The organism is Botrimarina hoheduenensis (assembly GCF_007859815.1).
GTDB classification, from domain to species: domain Bacteria; phylum Planctomycetota; class Planctomycetia; order Pirellulales; family Lacipirellulaceae; genus Botrimarina; species Botrimarina hoheduenensis.
In genome coordinates this window covers 875691-890425 of sequence record NZ_SJPH01000001.1, presented here as the reverse complement: position 1 = coordinate 890425, position 14735 = coordinate 875691, and the positions used below count along the sequence as shown (strand labels likewise).

Here is a 14735-nt window from a genome sequence, read left to right as displayed (position 1 = left end):
ATGCCATCCGCCCAGGAACTAGAGCCATTGGACAAACAGCTTCGCAGCAAGCTTGAGAAGGCCGTTGAAGCAGCGCGTGACGTTGCGGAAGAGGCGGCGGCAGCCGCCTGCATGCAGCTCGGCATAGGCCGCGCCAAGCCGGACGCTCACTTGAGTGAAGAGCAGCGTGACTTGCGTCGACGCCTCCGCATCCACGGCCGGCAGCTTGGCGACGAGCGTGACCCGAAGACGGAAGTTCAAGAGGTTGTTCGGCTAGTCGAGGAGATTGCCTACGAGCACTGGCACCGGATGCTCTTCGCGCGGTTTCTTGCCGAGAATCAGCTGCTGATGTACCCCGACCCGGACGAACCGGTCGCGGTCAGCCTCGAAGACTGCGAAGACTTGGCAGCCGATGAAGGGGCGGCGAATGGTTGGGAGTTGGCGGCGCGCTTTGCTACCAAGATGCTCCCTCAGATCTTCCGGATCGAATCGCCGGCCTTTGCCCTCGATCTGCCGCCGGAGAAACAGCAGCGGCTCGAACAACTGCTCTCCGAGCTACCACCGGAGGTGTTTACGGCGTCCGATTCCCTCGGCTGGGTCTACCAGTTTTGGCAAACGAAGCGAAAGAAGGCGATCAACGAGTCCGAGGTGAAGATCGGGGCTAGAGAACTACCCGCGGTGACGCAGTTGTTCACCGAACCGTACATGGTCAGCTTTCTGCTCGATAACTCGTTGGGCGCTTGGTGGGCAGCGAGACGACTTTCTGAAGACGACCTGCAGAACGCCGAGAGTGAACAAGAGCTTCGCGATAAAGCCTCGTTGCCAGACGTTCCGTTCGAATACCTGCGGTTTGTCCGCACGTCATCGGGTGACGAAGGTGAAGGCGAAGAGAACACTGGCCCGTGGACACCAGCAGCCGGAACCTTCGACGCTTGGCCCGAATCGCTCTCCGAACTCAAAACGCTCGACCCGTGTTGTGGTAGCGGGCATTTTCTGGTGGCCGCGTTGTTGATGCTGACTCCGATGCGGATGGAGCTGGAAGAGTTGTCGGCGACCGAAGCAGTGGATCGCGTGCTGAGTGAGAACCTGCACGGCCTGGAGATTGACCAGCGTTGTGTCGAGCTAGCGGCCTTCGCGTTGGCCTTGGCAGCTTGGCGATTTCCCAATGCCAGTGGTTACCGTGTGCTGCCCGATTTGAATGTGGCTTGCTGCGGCTTAAGTGTCAGCGTGGCCAAGGACGAATGGAAGAAGCTCGCCGGGGGAGACAACCAGCTCAGGATCGCACTCGATTGGATGTACGATGAGTTCAAAGATGCGCCATTGTTGGGAAGTTTGTTTAATCCGAAGAAATCTGGACTTCCGCTCGGAGTTAACTGGCAAGAATTTGCAGGCGTTCTGGAAGAGGTACTGGCTGCCGAGCCAAACTCCCAAATCCACGAGTCTGCCGTGGTGGCGCATGGCATGGCAAAAGCGATAGTTCTACTCTCTAAGCGATTTGGTTTTGTGATTACGAATGTTCCATACCTTGCGAGGGCGAAACAGAGTCCGCAACTTCAAGACTTCTCGTCGTCAAACTACGATCTCGCGAAAGGAGACTTGGCTACAACTGCAATGCGGCGTTGCCTTGAATTCACCGAGGACGACGGCGCAACTGCTCTTGTTCTTCCGCAGAATTGGCTTTTCCTTCGAACATATGCATGCTTTCGCGAACGGGTTTTGGAAGAGGAAACTTGGAACCTGCTTGCCCGTCTTGGCCCTGGAGCATTTCGCGAGATCGGTGGAGAAGTCGTCAAAGCAATTCTATTAGTTACATCACATCGCGTTTTCCGCGAGGGCCAGCTCTTGTCGGAGGCAAGGCCAAGCTCGACGATCTGCAACTTCGACGTTGCAGACCAGACATCCGTCGACGATAAGGCCATCGCACTCATTGAGTCCAATGCCGTGCTAACACAACAAATTGACCAGCTCGAGAATGAAGACTCAATCGTGCAACTCAGTCCAAAGTCGGGCTTACCTTTGCTATCACAGTCTGCGTACTGCTACCAGGGCACATCCACGGGTGACAATCCACGATTCGCGTTCGAGTTTTGGGAGCTCGAGAGTACTTCTTCGCGTTGGAGGTTATTGGAAACCGTACCTAGATCCACACAATGTTATGCAGGAAAAGAAAACGTCGTAGATTGGGAAAACGTTGTGGCATTCGATGGCGCTGCGATAAGAGGGGAAGATGCCCATAAAGGTCGGGGGGTAATAATTGGCCAGATGAGTAGTCTCCCCGCCAGTATCTATACAGGCGAGAAATTCGCAAACTCAACGCCAGTGATTATTGTGAGATCCGATGGTCTTTTGTTGCCAGTTTGGTTGTACGTCAGCTCCTCTGACTTCACTATCGAGTTGCGAAAGGTCAACCAGAAGCTGAGCGTTGACAACGGATACGTTGGTAAGATCCCGTTCGACCTTGCGCACTGGCAGCAAGTCGCTTCCGAAAAGTACCCCCACGGACTTCCTGAGCCCTACTCGGACGATCCGACGCAATGGCTCTTCCACGGCCACCCGGCCAGCAGCACCGACGCCTTGCAAGTAGCCGTGGCTCGGCTGCTCGGCTATCGGTGGCCCGCGGAACTGGATGCGGAGATGGAACTGGCCACCGACGCCCGCGCCTGGGTCGAGCGGAGCAGTCAGCTCACCGACTCTTCCCAAAATGACACCGCCGACGACGACGGCATCGTCTGTATTCCCGCCGTCGGCACCGAGCAGCCCGCCGAAGATCGACTGCTGAACTTGCTCCACCGTGCGTACGAAGATGCCAGAGCCCAGGAGCAAGTCTTCCGCGATAAGTTAGACGCCGCCGATTCAAATGATGGGGTCACCGTGGACTTGTGGCGTCGCGGTTGGCAACCGTCACTGCCCGACAGCTTTCCCGCCTGGCGAGACAGCTTACTAGAGGGGGCCGACCACACCGGCAAGACGCTCGAGTCGTGGCTCCGCGACAAGTTCTTCGCACAGCACTTCAAGCTGTTTCACCACCGCCCTTTCATCTGGCAGATCTGGGACGGGCTGAAAGACGGCTTCTCGGTACTGGTCAACTATCACAAGCTCGACAACAAGCTATTAGAAACGCTGATCTACACGTACCTGAACGACTGGATCAAGACACAGAAGAACCAAGTCGGCAACGTGGACGGTAGCCAAGAGCGGCTCGACGCGGCCAACGCCCTCAAGGCGAAGCTAGAACTGATCCTCCAGGGAGAGTCACCACACGACATCTTCGTCCGCTGGAAACCGCTCGAACAGCAGCCGATCGGCTGGAACCCGGACATCAACGACGGGGTCCGCCTCAACATCCGCCCGTGGTTGACCGTCGGCGATGTGGGCAAGAGGGGAGCAGGCGTCCTTCGCGACAAGCCGAACTGCAAGTGGACCAAAGACCGGGGCAAAGACGTCGAATCAGCCCCCTGGTACCACCTGGGCCTCGAGTATGACGGCAAAGAGGGGGACCGTATCAACGACCACCATCTCACCTTGGAAGAGAAGAAGGCTGCCCGCTTGGAATCAACAGTAGAGGTGGGAGCATGACTGTCACAGAATCGCATCTAAAACCGCTCGACAAGCAGCTTCGCAGCATACTCGAAGCGACGGTTAAGGAGGCCCGTGACGTGGCGGAGGATGCTGCTCGGGCGTCGTGCAATCAGCTCGGCGTTGGTCGGGCCAAGCCCGATTTGCACCTTACGGAGGACGAACGCGATCTCCGCCGCAAGCTTCGCATCCACGGCCGGCAGCTCGGAGATAAGCGGGACTCCAAATCCGAGGAACAGGAACTTTACCGGCTAGTCGAGGAGATCGCCTACGAGCACTGGCACCGGATGCTCTTCGCGAGGTTTCTTGCCGAGAACCAGCTGCTGATGTACCCCGACCCAGACGAACCGGTCGCGGTCAGTCTCGAAGACTGCGAGGACTTGGCAGCCGATGAAGGGGCGGCGAATGGCTGGGAGTTGGCGGCGCGCTTCGCCACCAAGATGCTCCCTCAGATCTTCCGGATCGAATCGCCGGCCTTTGCCCTCGATCTGCCGCCGGAGAAACAGCAGCGGCTCGAACAACTGCTCTCCGAGCTACCACCGGAGGTGTTTACGGCGTCCGATTCCCTCGGCTGGGTCTACCAGTTTTGGCAAACGAAGCGAAAGAAGGCGATCAACGAGTCCGAGGTGAAGATCGGGGCTAGAGAACTACCCGCGGTGACGCAGTTGTTCACCGAACCGTACATGGTCAGCTTTCTGCTCGATAACTCGTTGGGCGCTTGGTGGGCAGCGAGACGACTTTCTGAAGACGACCTGCAGAACGCCGAGAGTGAACAAGAGCTTCGCGATAAAGCCTCGTTGCCAGACGTTCCGTTCGAATACCTGCGGTTTGTCCGCACGTCATCGGGTGACGAAGGTGAAGGCGAAGAGAACACTGGCCCGTGGACACCAGCAGCCGGAACCTTCGACGCTTGGCCCGAATCGCTCTCCGAACTCAAAACGCTCGACCCGTGTTGTGGTAGCGGGCATTTTCTGGTGGCCGCGTTGTTGATGCTGACTCCGATGCGGATGGAGCTGGAAGAGTTGTCGGCGACCGAGGCGGTCGACGCCGTGCTGCGCGACAACCTGCACGGGCTAGAGATCGACGAACGCTGCTGCCAGATCGCCGCGTTCAACGTCGCGATGGAGGCGTGGAAGCTGGCCGGCTACCGCGAACTGCCGGAGCTGCACATCGCCTGCTCGGGGATCGGCCCGCAGTGCTCGGAAGAAGAGTGGCTCCACCTGGCCGAGGCGTCGGGCGTCCCGATGCCGCGGGGGGGCCGCGAGCCGATCGAGAACGGCCTGTTGAACCTGCACCAGCTCTTCTCGCAGGCGCCGACGCTCGGTTCGCTGATCGACCCCACGTCGCTCCCCAAGGACCTGATTGCCGCCGACTACGAGACGCTCCGCCCCTACCTGACCGCGACGCTCTCTGCGGAGCAGGCCGACGTCGAGGTCCGCGAGCGGGCCGTGGCGGCGGCCGGCATGGTCAAGGCGGTCGAGCTATTGGCCGGGGACTACACGCTGGTGGTCACCAACGTCCCCTACCTGGGCCGGGGGAAGCAGTCGGACCTCCTCAAGAGCTGGGCCGAGAAGCACGAGGCCGACGCCAAGGCCGACCTCGCCACGATGCTCGTCAGCCGCAGCTTCGGCTGGCTCGCCCGGGGCGGTAGCGTCGCGGTCGTCAGCCCGCAGAACTGGCTCTTCCTCACCACCTACAAGAAGCTCCGCGAGCGGTTGCTACGCGACGAGCAGTGGGACCTCGTCGCTCGGCTTGGGCCGGGCGCCTTCGAGACGATCGGTGGGCACGTCGTGAACGTCGCGTTGCTGACGCTCACGCAATCCGGTCCCGCCGACACCCACGCCATGCTTGGCCTCGACGCTTCACCCGGCCGTGACGCCGACGAGAAGGCCGCCCTGCTGCGGGGCGAGCTGGGCCAAGCGGACCAAGCCGCCGAGCTGCGACAACTGCCGCAGGCGGGGCAGCGGAAGAATCCGGATGCTGTGGTGTCCTTAGATTCCCTTGGCTCCAGCACCCACCTAGAGGAATACGCACGCTGTGCCGAAGGGCTTTCGACGGGTGACAAAGATCGCTATCTGCTTTCATTTTGGGAGATCGACGAGCGGGAAAGGAAGATATGGGAGCTCTTCCAAAGTGCGCCGCTCGACAATCAACCTTTCAGCGACTGTCATATGGTGATTCGCTGGGAAGAGGGAAGTGGCGAACTTGTTCGCTCCGACGGGGCTCGCGTGCAGGGCAATGCTGCGTGGGGAAAACGCTCGGTCTTAGTTGGACGTATCACCACGCAAATCGCAGGATTCGGGCTGGGTTGTAAGCACGATAAGATGGCCGTTGCGCTTGTACCGCGAACCGAAGATGTCCTGCCGGCGGTTTGGTCCTGCTGCTCGTCATTCACCTTTCACGAGAACCTACGAAAGATCACTCAACGCCTGGACGCAGCGACTGGCTCAATGGTTAAGGTCCCCTTCGACCTTGCCCACTGGCAGGCAGTTGCGGCGGAAAAGTATCCGGAAGGGCTGCCGGAGCCGGAGAGCGACGACCCGACGCAGTGGCTCTTCCACGGTCGGCCAGAGGCAAGTGAGCAACCCCTGCAGGTGGCAGTGGCGCGACTGCTGGGCTACCGCTGGCCGGCGGAACTCGACGCCGAGATGCGGCTGAGCGAGCGGGCCCGGACGCTGGTCGCCACGTGCGGGGAACTGGCGAAGCTCGCCGACAAAGACGGCATCGTCTGCCTCCCGGCGGTCCGCGGTGAAGCCCCCGCGGCCGACCGGCTCCTGGGGATGCTCGCGGCCGCCTTCGGCGCGGCCTGGTCCGGCGAGAAGCTGCGGCAGCTGCTCGCCGCGGTCGACCACGCCGAGAAGCCGCTCCAGTCGTGGCTCCGCGACAAGTTCTTCACGCAGCACTGCAAGTTGTTCCACCACCGCCCCTTCGTCTGGCACGTCTGGGACGGCCTCAAGGACGGCTTCTCGGCGCTGGTGAACTACCACAAGCTCGACAAGAAGCTGCTCGAAACGCTGATCTACACCTACCTCAACGACTGGATCACGCAGCAGCAGAACCAGCTCGGCAAGGTCGACGGCAGCCAGGAGCGCCTCGACGCCGCCAGTGCCCTCAAGGCGAAGCTGGAACTGATCCTCAAGGGGGAGTCCCCCCACGACATCTTCGTCCGCTGGAAGCCGCTCGAAGAGCAGCCCCTCGGCTGGGACCCCGACCTCAACGACGGGGTCCGCCTCAACATCCGCCCCTGGTTGACCGTCGGCGACGTTGGCAAGAAGGGGGGCGGCAAGAAGGGGGGCGGCAAGAAGGGGGCGGGCATCCTCCGCGACAAGCCCAACCTCCACTGGAAGAAGGACCGCGGCAAAGACGTCGAGTCCGCCCCCTGGCACCACCTCGGCCCCCAGTACGGCGGCAAAGAGGGGGACCGCATCAACGACCACCACCTAACCCTGGCCGAGAAAACGGCCGCCAGAACCAAAGGTAACGCTTGAAATGCACGGTAACACGGGCCTTGTTACCGTGCAGAAAGACCGAATCAACGAAGAACGGACCCGCCGCCGCTCCTTGAAAGTCGCAACGAAAAAGTGAACGAACACGCATGGCTTCGATTAGCGACAAACTGATGGAGTCGGTCCGCAGCTCCGCGGCGTACAACGCCAACGTGCAGGTTGCGCCCGCGTGCATCCTCTGGCCCGACGGCGACCGGCAGTGGGAACCGGTTGTGCCCCGGCTGCTTCAGGAGCTGCCCGAGCTGTGCGTGCTCGGGGACTACGATCCCGCGCAGCGGACCGGCCCGGCGATCTGGCTGCGGGTGGTGATCGCCGACAAGGCAGAGGACACCAAGCTGCCGAGCGACCGAAAGCCCATCCTCTACCTGCCAGGCGTCCGGCGGCAGGACCTGCGGGCCGTGGAGAATTGCCCCGACCACCTGAAGCCGCTCGCCGAGCTGCAGTACCGGGGCGTGATCTGGTCGCAGATGAACGCGAAGGACTGGACGATCCTCGCGTTCCTGCAGTCAAGGCAAGGCGGCCTCGGCCTGGACGTCGCCGCCGACAACGAAGCGAAACGGGCGATGCGGCTCGCCCTGTTCCGGTTGCTCGACGAGCGGCTGGAGCTGCTCGACGGCAAGCACCTCGACAAGGACTATTTCAACAAGCTCCTCACCAGCGGCGACCCGATCCGCGAGGTTCTGCAGTGGATCGACGACCCAGCCGGGTTCCGTGACAAGTGCGACGAGAACGCCTGGCGGGCGTTTGGCGAGATCTGCAAGTCGCAGCTGAAACTCTCGCCCGAGCGGGACGGGGAACTCGAGGCGGCGGGCCGACTGGCCGAGAAAGCTCCGCCGTGGGACAGCGTGTGGGAACGCTTCGCCGAAGCGCCGAGTCGGTACCCCAACATCCCGCAGCAGATCCGCAAGACAGCGCCCCCGAAGCCGAAGGGGCTGTTCGACGACCTGAGCGGTTGGCCTCAGTGGAACGACGGGCAGGAAGAGGCGCTGCGCGGTGAGCTGACGAGCCTCTCCGAACTAACTCCGGAGCAGGCCCGCAGCAAAGTCCTGGCCCTCAACAAGTCCCACGGCGAACGGCGGAGCCAAGTCTGGGCGTCCTTGGGGATGTCCCCCCTCGCGGTCGCCACCGAGCATCTTGCGGGGCTAGCCCAGGTGACGAGTGACTCGATCGCCGCTGGGACCGCCGAAGACATGCTGGCCGCCTACCAGGCGAGCGCCTGGCGTGCCGATGACCGCCTGCTGCGTTCGCTGGAGGCCGTGCAGACCGACTCGGACCTCAACGCGGTCGAGACGGCGCTGAGGGCCTTGTACCTGCCTTGGGCGACCGAGGCCGCTCATCACCTGCAGAAGGTCGTGTCCGCCGATGGTTATCCCGGCAAGTCGGCGACCGACTTGGTCGCCGATGATTCTGAGGCGGGCGTTTGCTACCTCTTTATCGACGGGCTTCGCCTCGACCTAGCGAAGCGGCTGGCCGAGAAGCTCGAAGAGAAGAGCCTTACCGTGAGCGCCTCGGTTGGGTGGAGTGCTTTGCCGAGCGTCACCTCAACCGCGAAGCCCGCCGTCACCCCGGTGAGGCGCCTCATCCAAGGCGCCGACGCCAACAAGGACTTCACGCCGGAGGTCGCTGCTTCTGGTAAATCGCTCCAAGGCGGCTACCAGTTGCAGAAGCTGCTCGAAGAGCAAGGCTGGCAGAAGCTCAGCAAGACCGAGAACGGAGATTCCTCCGGTCGCGGGTGGTGCGAGATGGGAGACATCGACCACGAAGGCCACGAGCGAGGGTGGAAGCTGGCCCGCCATATCGACCTGCTGCTCAACGAAGCGGTCGAGCGAGCACAGCAGCTGCTTGCAGCCGGGTGGAAGCAGATCCGCATCGTGACGGACCATGGCTGGCTGCTCATGCCGGGTGGTCTGCCGAAGACTCCGCTGGCGGCCTCTCTATCAGAGAACAAGTGGGGTCGCTGCGCCGCTCTGAAGCCGGGGGCGTCAACCGACGAGCAGCTGTTTCCATGGTTTTGGAACCCGAGCCAGTGCTTCGCGTTGGCCGAGGGCGTTTCTTGCTACCGGGAAGGGGTGCAGTACGCCCACGGCGGGCTCAGCCTGCAAGAGTGCGTTACCATGAGCCTTGTGGTGGCGGGTGGCGCCGCGTTTCGGAGCGTTAGGATCGTCAGCGTCGAGTGGAAGCAGCTCCGCTGCAAAGTCGAACTCGCCGAGCCCGTCGATGGGGTGACCGTCGACATCCGCACCCACGCCGCCAATCCGGCGACCTCCCAGGTGGCGGCAAAGAAGCAGTTCACCAGCAAAGCGGCTTGTTCGGTAGTGATGCAAGATGAGGATTTAGAGGGGCACGAGGTTTGGGTTGTTCTGCTCGACGACGACGGCGCCCTCTTGGCTCAGCAGTCCACGATCGTGGCGGAGGACAACTAGATGCAACTGGACAGCATTGACCAGGTGGCCGCGAAGGCGTTGCAGGGGTACCTCGTCCGCAAAGACTTGGTTCGCACCTTTAGTCGCCAGTTCCCAGTGCCGACCTACGTCGTCGAGTTCATGCTCGGACGGTTCTGTGCGAGTACGGATGAAGAAGAGATCAACGAAGGACTCGCCATCGTGCAGAAGCAGCTCGCTGCACGCACCGTGAAGGCAGGAGAGGAAGAGCTATTCAAGGCGAAGGCGCGCGAAGAGGGCACGGTCAAGATCATCGATGTGATCAGTGCCCGACTGGACACGAAGACCGACAGTTACGTGGCTTCACTTCCAAGCCTACAGCTCAATGGCATCCCGATCGCCACGGAGTTGGTGCAGGCCAATGAGCGGATGCTCACGGGCGGCTTCTACGCGGAAGTCTTCCTCGACTACAACTTCGAAGAAGGGAAGCAGAACAAGGGCACTCCTTTCGGCATCGAGGGGCTGCGGGAGATCCAGCTGTCCAAGCGGGACGTGCTCGACACGCTCGCCGAAGCGAGGAAGCAGTTCACCACCGAGCAGTGGAAGACGTTCCTGCTGCGGAGCATCGGGATCGAGTCGGTTGGGATGGAGCCGCGGTCGGTCGACGCGTTCCTGCTCCGCATGGTTCCGTTTGTCGAGCGGAACTACAACCTGGTCGAACTGGGACCGCGGGGGACGGGCAAGAGTCACCTCTTCCAGCAGGTTTCGCCCTACGCCCGCTTGATCTCCGGCGGCAAAGCGACCGTCGCTCAGATGTTCGTCAACCTCGGAACGGGACAACGGGGATTGGTGTGCCAGTACGACGTCGTGTGCTTCGACGAGGTGTCGGGCATCTCCTTCGACCAGAAGGACGGCGTCAACATCATGAAGGGCTACATGGAGTCCGGCGAGTTCAGCCGGGGCAAGGAGACGATCCGAGCCGACGGCGGCATCGTCCTGGTCGGCAACTTCGATGTGGACGTCGAGCACCAGCAGCGGGTGGGGCATCTGTTCGGCCCGCTGCCTCCGGAGATGCGAGACGACACGGCGTTCATGGACCGCCTCCACGCCTACCTGCCCGGGTGGGACGTGCCGAAGGTGAGCAAGGAGGTCCTGACGGACCACTTCGGCTTGGTTAGCGACTTCCTGTCGGAGTGCTGGAGTCGACTCCGCACGCAGAGCCGAGTGTCTGCTCTTCAGGGCCGCGTTTACTTCGGTGGCGCCCTCAGCGGTCGCGACACCAACGCCGTCAACAAGACCGTCAGCGGCTTGCTGAAGCTGCTCTACCCGGGCGAGACGGAGGTTCCCGAAGAGGACCTCGAGTGGGCCGTCCGCCTGGCGCTGGAGGCCCGCCGACGGGTCAAGGAGCAGCAGAAACGGATCGGGGCCGCCGAGTTCCGGAATACGCATTTCAGTTACGTAATCGGTGAAGACGGCGTCGAGAAGTTCGTCACCACGCCCGAATTGCAGAGCGAGGGAGGCATTGGGGAAGATCCTCTTGAGCCAGGGCAGGTTTGGTCGATCAGCCCAGGTGGGATGGACGAGAACCCTGGGCTCTTTCGTATCGAGGTTACGGAAGGTCCCGGCTCAACAGTCAAGATACTCAACAAGCCGGTCCCTGGCCCGTTTAGAGAGTCGATAGGGTTTGCCCAGCAAAATCTCTACGCTAGGGCGAGTCAACTTGTAGGCGACAAGGACCCCAGGCAGCATGAGTTCTCTGTTCAGTTGAGGGCCTTCGACGCCGCGAAGACTGGCTCGAAGTTAGGAGTCGCCGCACTGCTCGCAATGTCGACAGCTTTGCTGAAGAGAAGTGTACGTGGCGGATTGATCGTCTGCGGGGAGATCAACCTGGGTGGATCGATCGAGCCAGTCCACAATGCCGTTTCAATAGCAGAGATCGCTGTCGAGAAGGGTGCGTCTGCCTTGCTTATGCCGGTCTCCTGCCGAAAAGACTTGTTTGACTTGTCCGACGACATGGCAACGAAGGTGGACATCCAGTTCTACTCCGACGCCCGCGACGCGGTCTTGAAGGCGATTCAAGAGTAGTCATCGACCCTCATCTGAGTAAGGAATTCTTTCAACCGAAAGAATAATCCTGCTGATTGAACTTGGAGTGATAATAAAGATTAGGGAAAATGACGCCGGGGGTCGGCTACGGCCCAGGCATGTCGGGTCGGTCGTACCGCGGCCACATCACCGCCTCGTACTCGGCACGATTCGCGTGGTGGACGTCCAGGCACCCCTGGATGAAGCGGCGTCGCTCGGCTTTGGGCAGCTCGCGGAAGGTCTGGTACCCATCGGCGAGCTTGCCGATCACGTGCCGGACTACGGCACGTTCTGATTCGGCGACGTGGCAATCGCGGTCGATGATCTGGCGGACGATCGGGTGTGCGTCGTGCTTCTTGGCTTGGAGTTGGTCGTACTGGCTCTCTTTCATCTGCAGAGCACACTGCCACAGCCAGCCGAGGTTGCCAAGCGTTTTCTTAGCGTCGCGGCCTTCGGAGCTGCCGTCGTCTCTGCTGAGGCTTCGGACGTCGTCGCCGCCTCCGCTTGGGCGTAGGAGTGGCCCGACGTTTCTTCTTCGGTCTGGTGAACTCGCTGGCGGCTATCCCAAACTTCGCGGCCAGCAATCGCTTGATCACAAGGGTCTTCTCTAGGCTGGGCGAGGAGGGCTTGGTCATCGGTCTCCCCTCCTCCTACTGCCCAAGACTTGGCAACTTGAAGACGGTGGACACGCAGCCCCGAGATCGCATCAACACTTGGTTCCAATCGGCGCCACGTTCGGCGGGGCGGTCGTCAAGAAACTCTAGATCGGCTCGGCCCGATCGTTCGACCAGTTGAGCCAGTTCGTCCGTCAGAGCGTCGCCCGCCTCGTCGTTGTCGAACGCCGCGACGACACGAGCCCCCTCCTCCATCCGCCGGATCGCAGAAAGCACCAACTCGGGCTGCTGCGGGTTCATCCGCCCACTGAGCGAAGCAACACGTACAGAGTCCTTCCCACGTACGGCGAGGTAAGAAACCGCATCGAGTCCGCTCTCGGCAAAGGCAAGCACCCGGTCACCGGGCAACCCGGCCGACATCCAAAGCCCCTTGCGGCCCCCTTTGCTGAACAGGTTCACGCCGGGGCCCTTAATCTCGTAGCCGACCAGACAGCGGTCCCCTCCTCCGCCGGCCTGCCCCCAGTGCGGGAACACCGCGCTGCCCCGGCGAGGGCAACAGGCGATGCGGCCACGGAGGCGTACGTCACTGAGCAGCTCGGCAGGTACACCTCGCTGTTGACACAAGTACGGATGCGATTGGGCGATAGGAACGAAAGAAGCGTACCGGGCGGCAACTCCGATCAGATCGGTCTCACTCGGCTTGATCTGCGGGGCGAAGCTCCCTGCCCGCTTCTGGCGGATCTCTGCTGCGTAGCCGCCACTGAGGAAAGGCCGCAGCAGCTGCCGTACGCGGCCAAGCGAGCAACCCGGCTCGATCACCCGTTGCGCAAAGTCGATCGCGGTGCCGCTCGACGCGGGGTCGTAAACGCTGCAGTAAACGTAGTGCTGAGCATTCTGGGCGATGATGATCTTGTCGGCCCCACTCTGCATCAGGGCGGAGTGCTTGGTTGATTTGCGGCGGTCGAGTTCGTAGCCGTACTCGGCGGCGATCAGGCTCAGGTTGATCCGTTTGAAGGCTTCCAGTTCCGATTGGCGGTCCAGTTCACGCATCCCCACTCCTCAACCGAACAGCTTCCGCCAAAGCGACTTGCTCCGCTCGGCCTGCACGAGCTTCTTGAGTTGGGCGGTCTCTTTTTCGTGGCGGGTTTCTAGACGCTTGAGCTGCTCGTTGTTCTGCGAAGCGAGACGGTTGGCGATCGTCTCGGCCTGGGCTTCGAAGGTCGCTTGCCACTTGGCCTCGCTCGAGCGTTGGTCTTCGATCAGGCTGGTGATCAGGTTCTGTCCCTCTTGGGCCCGCTTGAGGGCCGATTCCAGCCGTTCGACCTCCCCCCGGTACTGTGAGATCAGCTGATCCTGCAGCTTCAGAAACTGCGGCGATAGTTCAGAGCGGGTCGCCTCGGGCGGCGGAGCCTCGGTGGCGGGTCCCCTACCCTCCGCCCGGTCAAACTTCGCCTGGTCGCCGTAGACGCGAATCAACTCATCAGCCCGGACGATCCGGTTCTGGTTCTCGTCGAGTTCGTACGAGAGTTTGCCGCTCGCGAGCGCCCGCTGGACCGTCGCTCGGCTCTTGCCGATGATCCGCCCAGCCTGGGTGAGATTGAAAGTCGTTTTGGTCATGCCGCCTCCTTGCTGCACCAACCACCCTACCACGCTCTCCGCGGGCGAAGCAACGAATGACTTGCCCGAGCGATAGGTTATCCACAGGGGCGTGCGGTCGCTGGGCGGCTCGGGCGAGCAGAGAGGAATCACCCGACGAACACCCGGGCGGCGCTCGCCCACTCCTGATCGTGCGCCGTGCAGCACGGCCACAAACCAAGCGAAGCCAACGCCTCGGACGGAGAGAGCGCGACCGGTGGCAGCGTCCGTTCGGTGCCCATGCCGCACGCTGAAGCAATGCACGGGCGGGGCGCTCGCACCGTAGGCACCAGCTCGATGTCTTGGCCGCAAAGCGTTCGTACGGAGCGCTGACATCTCGCTGCGTCATGACGCGGCGTGAGCGGTTGAGAGCACGACCGGATAGGCAGCGGAGGAGGGGTTTCTCACCAGTAGACACAGAAACGAACACCGCCCGTCGCATGCCTCATGCCGCACCACGAACACGCGGCGAGCACGCAAAAGTGCGAGAGGTTTTCTTTGATGGCACGAGCGGCAGCCGAGCGAAACACGAGCGAGGCGGGCGGCTTGTAGCGACTGCCCCGGACTCCACGGTCGATAAGGGCAAGCAACCAGGCCGACCCAATGTGGGCGCACGTCTTTGACGTTCGTGACGCATCGCGAGCACCCGCCGTGCAGAAAGTGGTGGATAACTGACGAAGAATCGTGCTACGGTGCTTGGAGCGAAGGCCGAATCTCGGCCACGCTTTTCTCACCGGCCCACGCCGTTCTGGCGGGCCACTCAAACCAACCTCAGAAGGGAGGGCGTCACCCGAAAGAAGCAGAATGACAAGAAAAAACCGCCGTTGGCGCGGCGGTTTGAGAACAAAGAGCGTCTTTGTTGAGCTTCGATAACTCACCCTAGCGCTCTTTCGATCGAGATGCAAACGATTTCTTCGTTCGGCAGCGTTTCGCTGCGTCCGACCGTTTGCGACCGAGCG

At 61.7% G+C, this 14735-nt stretch carries 7 protein-coding genes; 4 read left to right on the top strand and 3 right to left on the bottom strand.

The features are described 5' to 3' along the window. The 4 genes from Pla111_RS03505 to brxL all read left to right on the top strand — a co-directional run bounded on the left by Pla111_RS03505 (position 1) and on the right by brxL (position 11527). On the top strand, positions 1-3555 hold the full coding sequence (locus Pla111_RS03505; RefSeq protein WP_146571385.1) for an Eco57I restriction-modification methylase domain-containing protein: 3555 nt from the start codon (positions 1-3) through the stop codon (positions 3553-3555). Beyond that, a complete protein-coding gene (locus tag Pla111_RS03500; RefSeq protein WP_146571383.1) occupies positions 3552-7043 on the top strand; it encodes an Eco57I restriction-modification methylase domain-containing protein in 3492 nt (1163 codons plus the stop codon). The genes Pla111_RS03505 and Pla111_RS03500 overlap by 4 nt, the downstream gene beginning before the upstream one ends. A gap of 107 nt (positions 7044-7150) precedes the next feature. Continuing rightward, a complete protein-coding gene (gene pglZ / locus Pla111_RS03495; protein WP_146571382.1) occupies positions 7151-9484 on the top strand; it encodes a BREX-1 system phosphatase PglZ type B in 2334 nt (777 codons plus the stop codon). Positions 9485-9508: 24 nt separating this feature from the next. Continuing rightward, entirely contained in the window at positions 9509-11527 is a 2019-nt protein-coding gene (gene brxL, locus Pla111_RS03490; protein ID WP_197524705.1) for a BREX system Lon protease-like protein BrxL, read from the top strand. 106 nt (positions 11528-11633) lie between these two features. Here the strand turns inward: brxL and Pla111_RS03485 are convergent, their stop codons facing one another. From Pla111_RS03485 to Pla111_RS03475, 3 genes are all read right to left on the bottom strand, one after another. Continuing rightward, positions 11634-11918: a hypothetical protein gene (locus Pla111_RS03485; RefSeq protein ID WP_146571378.1), complete on the bottom strand. Its 285-nt coding sequence runs from the start codon at positions 11916-11918 to the stop codon at positions 11634-11636. Between the two features lie 259 nt (positions 11919-12177). Further along, the gene (locus tag Pla111_RS03480) at positions 12178-13191 is read right to left on the bottom strand and encodes a toprim domain-containing protein (protein ID WP_146571376.1); all 1014 of its coding nucleotides are present in this window, start codon (positions 13189-13191) and stop codon (positions 12178-12180) included. Positions 13192-13200: 9 nt separating this feature from the next. Beyond that, entirely contained in the window at positions 13201-13890 is a 690-nt protein-coding gene (locus tag Pla111_RS03475) for a hypothetical protein (protein ID WP_146571374.1), read from the bottom strand. Between the last annotated feature and the right edge of the window lie 845 nt (positions 13891-14735).

Excerpts from the sequence above, each read along its gene's own strand:
- Pla111_RS03505 (WP_146571385.1), top strand. The coding sequence starts at position 1 with ATGCCATCCGCCCAGGAACTAGAGCCATTGGACAAACAGCTTCGCAGC.
- Pla111_RS03500 (WP_146571383.1), top strand. The coding sequence starts at position 3,552 with ATGACTGTCACAGAATCGCATCTAAAACCGCTCGACAAGCAGCTTCGC.
- pglZ (WP_146571382.1), top strand. The coding sequence starts at position 7,151 with ATGGCTTCGATTAGCGACAAACTGATGGAGTCGGTCCGCAGCTCCGCG.
- Pla111_RS03485 (WP_146571378.1), bottom strand. The coding sequence starts at position 11,918 with ATGAAAGAGAGCCAGTACGACCAACTCCAAGCCAAGAAGCACGACGCA.
- Pla111_RS03480 (WP_146571376.1), bottom strand. The coding sequence starts at position 13,191 with ATGCGTGAACTGGACCGCCAATCGGAACTGGAAGCCTTCAAACGGATC.